7 protein-coding genes are annotated in these 9,438 nt (G+C 58.9%); 2 read left to right on the top strand and 5 right to left on the bottom strand.

Features of this window, described 5'->3' with window-relative positions; all coding sequences use genetic code 11:
• Positions 1-181 precede the first annotated feature (181 nt).
• A complete protein-coding gene (locus ACESNB_RS17545; RefSeq protein WP_373009631.1) occupies positions 182-1,201 on the top strand; it encodes an aminotransferase class I/II-fold pyridoxal phosphate-dependent enzyme in 1,020 nt (339 codons plus the stop codon).
• A 72-nt stretch (positions 1,202-1,273) separates the two neighbouring features.
• On the opposite strand, the gene ACESNB_RS17540 is transcribed toward ACESNB_RS17545, so the two are convergent.
• The 3 genes from ACESNB_RS17540 to ACESNB_RS17530 all read right to left on the bottom strand — a co-directional run bounded on the left by ACESNB_RS17540 (position 1,274) and on the right by ACESNB_RS17530 (position 6,426).
• Entirely contained in the window at positions 1,274-1,756 is a 483-nt protein-coding gene (locus ACESNB_RS17540) for a MarR family winged helix-turn-helix transcriptional regulator (RefSeq protein WP_373009630.1), read from the bottom strand.
• 11 nt (positions 1,757-1,767) lie between these two features.
• Complete coding sequence (locus tag ACESNB_RS17535) at positions 1,768-3,759, bottom strand: sulfotransferase (RefSeq protein WP_373009629.1); 1,992 nt, start codon at positions 3,757-3,759, stop codon at positions 1,768-1,770.
• Between the two features lie 84 nt (positions 3,760-3,843).
• Positions 3,844-6,426: a TonB-dependent receptor gene (locus ACESNB_RS17530; protein WP_373009628.1), complete on the bottom strand. Its 2,583-nt coding sequence runs from the start codon at positions 6,424-6,426 to the stop codon at positions 3,844-3,846.
• A 265-nt stretch (positions 6,427-6,691) separates the two neighbouring features.
• Between ACESNB_RS17530 and ACESNB_RS17525 the strand changes: the two genes are divergently transcribed.
• Complete coding sequence (locus ACESNB_RS17525) at positions 6,692-8,314, top strand: BCCT family transporter (RefSeq protein WP_373009627.1); 1,623 nt, start codon at positions 6,692-6,694, stop codon at positions 8,312-8,314.
• A 21-nt stretch (positions 8,315-8,335) separates the two neighbouring features.
• On the opposite strand, the gene ACESNB_RS17520 is transcribed toward ACESNB_RS17525, so the two are convergent.
• Entirely contained in the window at positions 8,336-8,956 is a 621-nt protein-coding gene (locus ACESNB_RS17520) for a MotE family protein (protein WP_373009626.1), read from the bottom strand.
• 4 nt (positions 8,957-8,960) lie between these two features.
• The coding region (locus tag ACESNB_RS17515) for a hypothetical protein (protein ID WP_373009625.1) at positions 8,961-9,438 on the bottom strand (478 nt) is incomplete at its 5' end.

The raw sequence follows: 9,438 nt of genomic DNA, 5'->3' as shown, positions 1-9,438 counted from the left end.
TTAAACCTCGGACCTGAATAGATATTGTCCGAGGTTTTGTAACATGCGCTGGGAGGATATGCTGCCCGTCTCTGGTGCAATGCGCGGTCGAGTATTTCTCGGTCCCATATCGCACTGATTGCCTTGGTATGGTGCAATTTGGCATACTCCAAAGCCCCGGCCTGAACCCTGCGAGCCAGCCATGCCGCTGACAAAGTCTGAAATCGACGCCTTTGTGCCGCAGGAGAAATCCTACAAGCGCGCGGACGGAGGCGGACTCCATGTTTTTGTGGTTCCGACCGGCTCAAAGCTCTGGCGCATGAACTATCGTTTCGAGGGTAAGCAGAAGACCCTCTCCTTTGGCGCCTGGCCTATCGTGACGCTCGAGGAGGCCCGAGCCCTCAGAAACAATGCAAAGCGCCTCCTCCGGCAGGACATCGACCCGGGCGCCGTTCAGCAGTCGCGTAAGGCGCGCAGGCGCGGCCGCGCGCCGACCACTTTTGATGTGATCGCCGACGAATTTCTGGAGAAACGCAGGCTTGAAGGGCTTGCCAAAACCACGCTCTCGAAAAAGGCCTGGCTCCTCGGCTTCGCAAGGGAAGAACTGGGCATCATGCCGATAACGGACATCCGGCCGCGTGACGTTCTCGCCGTCCTCAGAGGGGTCGAGTCGAAAGGCAATTATGAAACTGCCAAGCGCCTGCGCACCACGATCGGTGAAGTGTTCCGCTATGCGGTGGCAACGCTCCGGGCGGAGACCGATCCAACTCCGGTGCTGCCCGGCGCGCTGATTTCGCCGAAAGTTCGGCACATGCCCGCGATCACCGAGGATGATGAATTCGCTCGCCTGGTGCGGGCGATCTGGCGCTATGAGGGCAGGGGAGGAGCGGCGAAAGCCCTGAAGCTCATGGCGCTCCTCTTTCCGCGGCCGGGCGAGCATCCGATTGTACCGGCAATGCTCTTCGATGCGCACCAGGCCAATATGCTTGCCGAGGCGCTCCTGAAGCGCGGTGTGTTTGTGATTGCCTTTTCCTATCCCGTTGTTCCGAAGGGCAAGGCCCGCATCCGCTGCCAGATGTCGGCAGCAATCACGCGAGAGGAGGTCAAAAAGGTGGTTGAGGCTTTTGCGGCGGCTAAAAGCGATGTCGCTCAACAGTTGAGCCAACGCCCGGTATTCATGAAAAATAGTGCGCTAGCCAAGGACGATATCCCTAATTCGTAGGTCGCGCGTTCGAATTGCGCCGGGGTCACCAATGTTTTCAATCGTTTCCATGCCTTCGACTCGGACGCCAGCTCAGGTCGGCTTCTCGTCGAGCTCGCCGACGTCCAGGACGGGGGCGGCGTCGAGCAGGTCGGCGTCGAGCAGGGTCACGACGCGTTCGAGCGCGGATACCAACATGGATTGATGCCAGCCGGGCAGCGTGTGGAAGCCCGTGGAGAACGTCTCGTGCAGTGGGTCCGGCGCCTTGGCGAGCGCGATCTTTCCGGCTGGCAGCAAATGCAGCCAGACACGGCGCCTGTCGGTTTCCCATCTCTGCCGGGCGACGAAGCCGCGCGCTTCCAGCTTGTCGACCAGGCTGGTGATCGTGGCGTGCTTGAGCTGGGTGGCCTCCGCGACCTGACCGGCAGAGATCTCACCCCCTTCGTCGAGAATACGCAGGACGCTCAGCTGCGACGGCGTCAGTCCTGCCGTCTGGGCGAGGCGTTTGGATGCCAGTTCGGTCATACGCTGAATGCGTCGCAGCGCGATCAGGGCGTCCTCGGATCGTTTACTCACGTGCGGGCACCCTATTGAGGCGCGAGGTCTGGACCCAGCGCGGCTTTCAGAGTTTCAAGGTGTGCCTCATACGGGCGCCATTGTTCAAGCCCGCTTTTATTGAGCGGGCGGCGGACCTGTTCAGAACTCGCCGTACGTACGGCCCGTTCGGTCTTGTGAAAATCAATGCAAGCCGGATCAAACGGTAATCCGCAATAATCGAGCAGGCGCCGGACCTGGCCTTCAAGATCGTCCAGAACATCCTCGTGCTGGACCCGAAGGATGCGCCCCTCGGGCAGGACGGCATCCCAATGGTCCATCAGGTCGACATAACCGCGATAATAGTTGCCGATATCGTCGAGGCTGTAGGTGAATTCCTGGCCCTCGGCAAAGAGCTGCTTGAAGCCCGACCAGCAGCAATCCATCGGATTGCGGCGCGCATCGATAATCTTCGCATTTGGAAGGATGAGGTGGATCAGGCCGATATGCCTGAAATTGTTCGGCATCTTGTCGGTGAAGAAGGGCGCGCCCTGCCGGTGGAGGCGTGTATTTTCGATATAATCGTCACCGAGCGCCTTCAGGTCCACTCCAGGCATTCCGTGGAGAACTCGCGGATAGCGTTCCCTGTCTGTCAGTTGCTTGCGCCCGCGTAACCGGTGGGCGAGCGACAGGATATTCGGCAATTCCAGTGTGCCATCGATATCCGGGTGCGAGGCCAGGATCTGCTCGATCAGGGTCGATCCCGCTCGCGGCAAGCCGAGAATGAAGATCGGATCGGGCGCGGGACAACCCTTGCCTGTCTGTGCCGCAAACAGGTCCGGCGTACAGACCGATTTCTGGGCGTCGAATTCGGCGTGCATCTGCGCGGTCGTATAGCGCACGGTCTGGTGTTTCAGCTTGTTACCAAGTGCGAAGGCCTGAAATGCGCTCTCGTGGTCGCTGCGGTCTTCGTAGGCCTTGCCGAGTGTAAAGGCGATATGGATGCGCGACATCTGATCGAGATCCTGCGCGCTGGCCTGCTTTTCCAGCACGGCAAGTTCGACATCATCGAATCGATAGGTCTTCAGATTAGCGAGGCCGTACCAGGCATCGCCCTGCCCCGGCTCCGCCTGCGTGGCAGCCTGGTAGGAGCCAATGGCATCGTCACTCCGACCGTGGGTTTTCAATGCATGGCCACGCGACACCAGCGTTGCTGGATCGCTCGGTAATTTCGTGAGGATTTCATCAAACTGCGCCAGCGCTGTTTCGAAATGGCCTGCCTGCATGCTCTCGATCGCAAAATAGGACTGGAACAGTGGGTTGTTGGGGTCGCGCGCTACAAGACTGCGCGCCTGCGCGAGGGAGTCCGTGAATTTTTGCCGCTTACGGAGAACATGAATATAATCGAGCCGCAGCTGGATATTGTCGGGCTCGAGTTCGATGGCACTTTCCAGCAGGAAATCGGCATCCTCGTGTACGCCAAGCCGGGTGCCGATGTCCGCAAGCAGGCGCATGCCTTCGACATGCGTCGGGTGACGCTGGAGGAACGCCCGGGCGATTTCCTCAGCGCGAAAGATGCGCCCCTCGTGCACATGGTTAATCACCGCCAGAAGTTCGCGCGGCAGCGCTGCCAGGCGTTCAGCCTGTGCGCGCGCGATCATGGCGGCATCGCTGTCGCCCAATGTCGCCAGCAGCTCGGCCTGCGCGGACCAGCTGGCCGAGAGGGCCGGATTGTATCGCGTGGCGATCTGATAGGCCGTGAGCGCGCCGGGCACGTCACCCAGCTTGCGTTTGAGGTGGCCTTCCTCCTGGAGCGCCCGGCCAAAGTCCGGCGCAGTTGCTTTAAGCGCCGCGAGCCATTCGGCGGCATCCGCGTGGCGGCCCTCATACCGGGCACAGACAGCGGCGATATATAGGGCGTCCTGGTGCGCAGGCTGATCTGACAGGATCTGCTTCGCGATCGCATTGGCCGCAGAGAAATCTCCGGCCTGCATGGCTTTCTGGGCATCTTTCAGGGTCGCATCGGGATCGTTCACGCGTGTCATCTGGTCAATACTTTTCCTGTCTGAACGAAATGCGGCGCCCTGATTCTGTCAGGGCGCCGCAGTCTCAGCAAGTGGCTGTCTGTCTTAGTACGAGAACGAGACCCGCACGCCGACTGTGCGCGGACGAACAGGCGTGACGCGCTCACGGTCGAACACGAAGTTATTCGCCAGTTCCGCATACTCGTTCGTCAGGTTGCTGCCGAACAGTTCAGCGGTCCATTTGTCAGCCGTGACGCCGAGCGTAGCGCCGAGCGTGATCCAGCTATCGATGTCGGCCTTGTTGATCTCGATGATATCGCTCACGGAGCTGTCGGAGAAGACGATCTGCGGCATGACATGCGCCGTCAGGGATGAGCCCGCAACCCGGCGCTCAAGGTCCCATTCATAGCGGGCCCGCAGGTTGCCCTGGTAGGCCGGAGCGAATGCCAGCTCCGAGCCGAGCAGGACGTCATTGGTTGGCGTGAGCACCTCGGTCACTTCTGTATCAAGCAAGGAGAAAGCGCCCGCCACGGTCAGTCCGTCAACAGAGGCCGGGGCCCAGGTGAACTCGCCTTCGACACCCTTGATTTCCGCATTGGCAGCATTGTCGGAGAAGAACAGGTTCGAGATAGATGGATCGAAGATCGTGGTCTGAAGGTTGTCAATCTTCACGAAGAAGGCCGACCCGTTCAAACGCAGGGAATTATTGAAGATCTCCGTTTTCCAGCCGAGTTCGTAGTTCTTTACGTCATCGGTATCGAGCGCATAAGGCACCGTGAATCCGTTGGGTCCGGGTGTGCCGCCGGGGCGGTTCAGCAGGCCTGGGCGGAAGCCTTCCGAATATGTCGCGAAGAACAGGAGGTCGTCCGTCGGCGTCCAGTTGCCGGTTACCTTGTAGATAAACCCATCCGTTGCCGCCTTGTCCGGGGCGCCAAGCGTATTATTCGGAGCAAACTGGGCGGAGATGTTTGTGCCAGCCAGCTGCAGGTCGGAATCCTGGTAGAGGTTGTAGAAGGACGAGTTGGCGCTGCCTTCAAGATCCACTTCGATATCATACCACCGCGCCCCTACCGTCAGGGCGAACTGATCGCTGATGTCGAACGTCGCTTCGCCAAATATGCCGAGCTGCTTATCAGTGCGTTTAACATCGTTGCGGAATATGACGCCTGCAGGGAACGGGCCTGGCTGGCTGTAATATCCGGCCGAGGCGTTGCCGATTTCGCCGGTGACATCGGTATTCGTCAAGGGATAGTTGGGTGCGAAACCGATGGATCCGTCGGAGTAGGCCACCTGGGTTGAGCCAGGATAGTTGAAATCATTCAGCTCGCGCAGTTCAAGGTCGCTGTAGAAGCCGCCAAAGGTGGCGCGGATGCGATGTTCGTTTGGCGTGTTGAACCGGAGCTCATGAGTTTGGATCTTGGTTTCCGTGCTCGATGTCACGTTAAGGTCCGGCGCATAGCAGGTGCCGGACGGCGCGTTGGTGCCGGATGGGTAGCTCACATTATAGTCGCAGATATAGTAAGGCAGGTACTGGGCGACGAAGAGATAGTCGGAATAATCGACCGTCTGGTCCGTGCTGCGCTCTGTGAAGGCGCCTGTATAGACGGCTTCGAGCGCGCCGAGGCGGCCTTCCAGCGTCCACGCCGTGTTGTGATAGCTGTCCTCGATCTCGTCATCAGTGAACCGGACGATATCGTAATCGGCAAGATCAGGGTCAGCAAAGAAAACACCTTCGGAATCCAGGTTCTGCTGGGAGTGCGATACGCTGAGACGCCAGTCCTGATCGAACTGATAGAGCCCACTCAGACGGAAGCCTTGGTAGCTTGTATCGTTGATATCGTTCTGAGCGATCGAGGCATTGTTGGCGGCGATGATGTTGACGTCCGACAGGTCGGCGCCTGCCTGGGAACCGGCGCGGTTTGCCTGAACCACGGTGCCATTGTCACGAACAGTGCCTGCAGGGCGGAAGCGGCCTGACTCCGTGATGTCGAGCGTCCCGCCGACATTGTCGATATAGCCGCCCTGGTTGTCGGTATAGACAACGCCGCGCAGCGCGAAATTGTCCGTTACGGGCAAGTTGATGACGGCTTCGACGCTATTGCTCATCTCACCGCCTTGGGTGAATGAGGTCGACGCTTTCACCTTGGCTTCAAACACACCGAGCCGTGGCTTGTTCGTGATCAGCCGGACCGTGCCTGCCTGCGAACTTGCGCCAAAAAGCGTTCCCTGAGGACCGGACAGGACCTCCACGCGCTCAAGGTCTGCCGCATAGACATCCAAGTTGCGGCCAGGTTGGGAGACCGGCTGCTCGTCAAGATACAGGGCAACGTTCGGCGCGAGGCCGGCCACGCCAGCTGTGGTGAGGTTGGGCGTCGTCGACGCGAGGCCGCGAATGTAGATCGTGCTCTGACCGGGACCGGAACCACCGGCGGTCACGCCGGGAAGCTGGACGAGATAGTCGGTGAAATTCTTGACGCCCAGGTCATCAAGCTCAGTCTCCCCGAGTGCGACCACGGCCACGGGGATGCTTTGGGCGGTTTCCGTTCGCTTGGTGGCGGTTACGGTGACGGCCTTCAGGCGCCGGGTCTTGGCTTCCTGCGGTGCAGGTGCGCTGTCCTGTGCCTGCGCTATTGGAACAGTAAGGCTCGCGATAGCAATCAGCGAGGCGCCATACATCAAATTCTTCATGGAAATTCCCTTTTGGGTCGGTTCCAGCCGAATAACGTGCGCGCCGGCGGCGCGACGCGTGAAAACACGACTGCTGGTTATAGGCCCAGCTAGCGAATTATTTCGATTATAGAAAGGTTTTCACTGGCATTAGAATTAGGGAATCTCCGAAGTGTTGCCGAAAGGCCGCAAAAAAAGGGCATTTATGGCCCAGTTCTGTGGATTCAGAACGTTCTGGTGTGCATCATAATTTTGATTATCGAGACAATTGCTGCAATAGGCGTGAATGACCAGTGATGTACCGCCCCAACAGATGACGCCCGACACCGCAGAACCAATCGTCAATACCGAATACGATACCGATTATGAAATCGGGCAGGACAATATTGAAGTCCTTGGCCTGGACATCCACAATCCCGTGTTCTTCATGAGCGCGGGCCTTGTGACCTTCTTTTCAGTTGTGTCGCTGGTATTTCCGGAGGCGACCAATCTGGCCCTTGCGGACGCGAAGACATGGACCCTTCAGAGCGCCGACTGGCTTTTCGCCATCACGCCCGTGATCGTGCTCCTGTTCTCGGTGTCCCTTGCTGTCAGCCCGCTGGGGCGGATACGGCTGGGCGGGGCGGATGCGACACCCGATTTCAAGATCCATTCCTGGATAGCCATGCTGTTCGCCGCCGGAGTCGGCATTGGGTTCATGTTTTACGGGTCGGCCGAACCGCTGGCCTATTATACGGACTGGTTTGGAACACCGCTGTCCGTCGCGCCCGGCACGCCGGGCGCCGAGCGGCTGGCCTTCAGCGCGACCATTTTCCATTGGGGGCTGGCACCGTGGGGGATCTACGCGATTGTCGGCCTGTCGCTGGGCTTCTTTGCGCACAATAAAGGGCTGCCACTCAGCATTCGATCGGCATTCTATCCTGTGCTGGGCGACCGCGTCTGGGGGTGGCCGGGGCACATTATCGACTTGTTTGCTGTCGTATCGACCATATTCGGCTTGGCGACGACGATTGGCATCGGCGCGACCCAGGCGACGAGCGGTCTGTCCTACCTGTTCGGATTCGAGCAAACGCGCCTGATACAGATTCTTCTCATCATGACGATGACGGGCCTCGCCGTATTGTCGGTCATTCGCGGCATGGACGGCGGCGTCAAGCTGCTCAGCAACATCAATATGGGCGTTGCATTTGCCTTGCTAATGTTCGTGGTGATCGCGGGTCCGACGACCTTGATCTTCACAGGCATGGGCGAGAACCTTCTCAACTATTTCAAAGACACGCCCGCCCTGACCAATTGGGTCGGCCGCGAGGACATTCTCTGGTTCCACGACTGGACGATTTTCTACTGGGCCTGGTGGATATCCTGGTCGCCCTTTGTCGGCATGTTCATTGCGCGCATTTCGCGTGGCCGCACAGTCCGGGAATATTTCGCGGTTGTTCTTCTGGCGCCCTTCACGATCTGCGTGGTCTGGTTTTCCGCATTCGGCGAAACGGCGGTCGCCCAGCACAAATCGGGCGTTGGCGAGCTGTCTGGGGAGATGACGAACGCATCAATTACATTGTTCAAAATGCTGCACGACATGCCCTTTCCCGAGGTGACATCGGGTGTGGCGATCCTGCTTTTGATCGTGTTCATCGTGACGTCCGCAGATTCTGGCGCGCTTGTTGTGGATACAATCACCAGTGGGGGGAAAACAGATTCGCCGGTTATCCAGCGTGTATTCTGGGCATGCATGCTGGGGCTTACGGCCTCCGCCCTGCTCTATGGGGGCGGTACGGACGTGCTGAGGTCATTGCAGGCAGGCACAATCACGGCGGCGCTTCCATTTACGGTGATCCTGCTCGTCTGTTGCCTCAGTCTGTACATCGGCATGCGAGACGAGCACGAAAAGCTGAAAGAGAGCGAGTAGGCGCGCAGCGATGCCGGCGGTTTAGTTAGACGCGTCAGTCTGGCGGATATCTTCGTTCATTTCCGCCAGTTTCAGGCTCACTTCATAAGCCTTGCGCGTTTCCATGCTGGCCAGGATCAGGCCGGCTTGCTCGCTGCGCATGAGGCGCAGGAAACTGCCGGCAAAGTCAGGATCCATCTGATTGAAAATTGCTGCAGCCTGATCCGGCTTCATCGTACCGTACATCCGGGCGAGATGGATCAGGTCTTCATCCGAGGCGGCCTGCATTTCCTTCCAGCGCGCCGCGAGTGTTTGCTGCAACGCGTCCAGATCAACCGCCCGGCGATCCAGTTCCTGCTGCCGCGCCTGGAGCGACAATTCCTGTTCGGTCAGTTCTTCGAACTGGGCTTCCATCGTCTTTTGGTCTGCCGCCAGCGTCGCCGCCGTTTCTTCGCTGAAACAGACCTGGTTGATCGGCTCAACTTTCACCGCCGCAGCGGATGCATCGGCAGGGTCAATGTCTTCCGTCTCCGAATGGTCACCGGGGAGCGTCTCGCTCGCGATCGCAAAGCTGCTGGGCAGGAAACGGACGGCGGCACCTATCGCGAACAGAAATCCGAGAGACAGGAGAACGTAGGATCCGCGTTTATCGAGTGTTTTCATCGCGCTAGCCTACCCGATGCGGAACGGCTTTTTGCTTGACCCGAACAGGAGCGGCGGTATCCGGCATGTCGCCTGCAGCATCTGTCAAATCCCGAAGCCGTTGCATCAGTGTTGTCATTTCCATGATCCGGGTCTTCGATTGATCGAGGATGATCCGCATCATGATGCCAAGCTCTGTTTGCGTTGCGGTCACCTGATCGACGGCGTTCTGCTGCGTGGCTTCCAGCGACGTTTGCAGGGCCTCAAGTCGCTCGCAGGTCTGGTTGGATTCCTGGAGAAGGCTCGACAGCCGAACGGCCATTTCCCCGACATGCGACCGTGTTTCCTGAGTCGAGTTCGACATCGCCGCGATGGATTTCGACATGGCCATGATTGTCGCGCCAAGTCCGTCCTTCGTATTCTGCAGCGCTTTCAGCCGTCGATTGAGCACAAAGCAATATACGCAGGCCGCGAACGACACCAGGACAATGGCAATATCGGTG

Source organism: Hyphomonas sp. (assembly GCF_041689225.1).
Taxonomy (GTDB): domain Bacteria; phylum Pseudomonadota; class Alphaproteobacteria; order Caulobacterales; family Hyphomonadaceae; genus Hyphomonas.
Note: the sequence above shows the minus strand (reverse complement) of the source record. Positions and strands in the feature narration are given on the sequence as shown.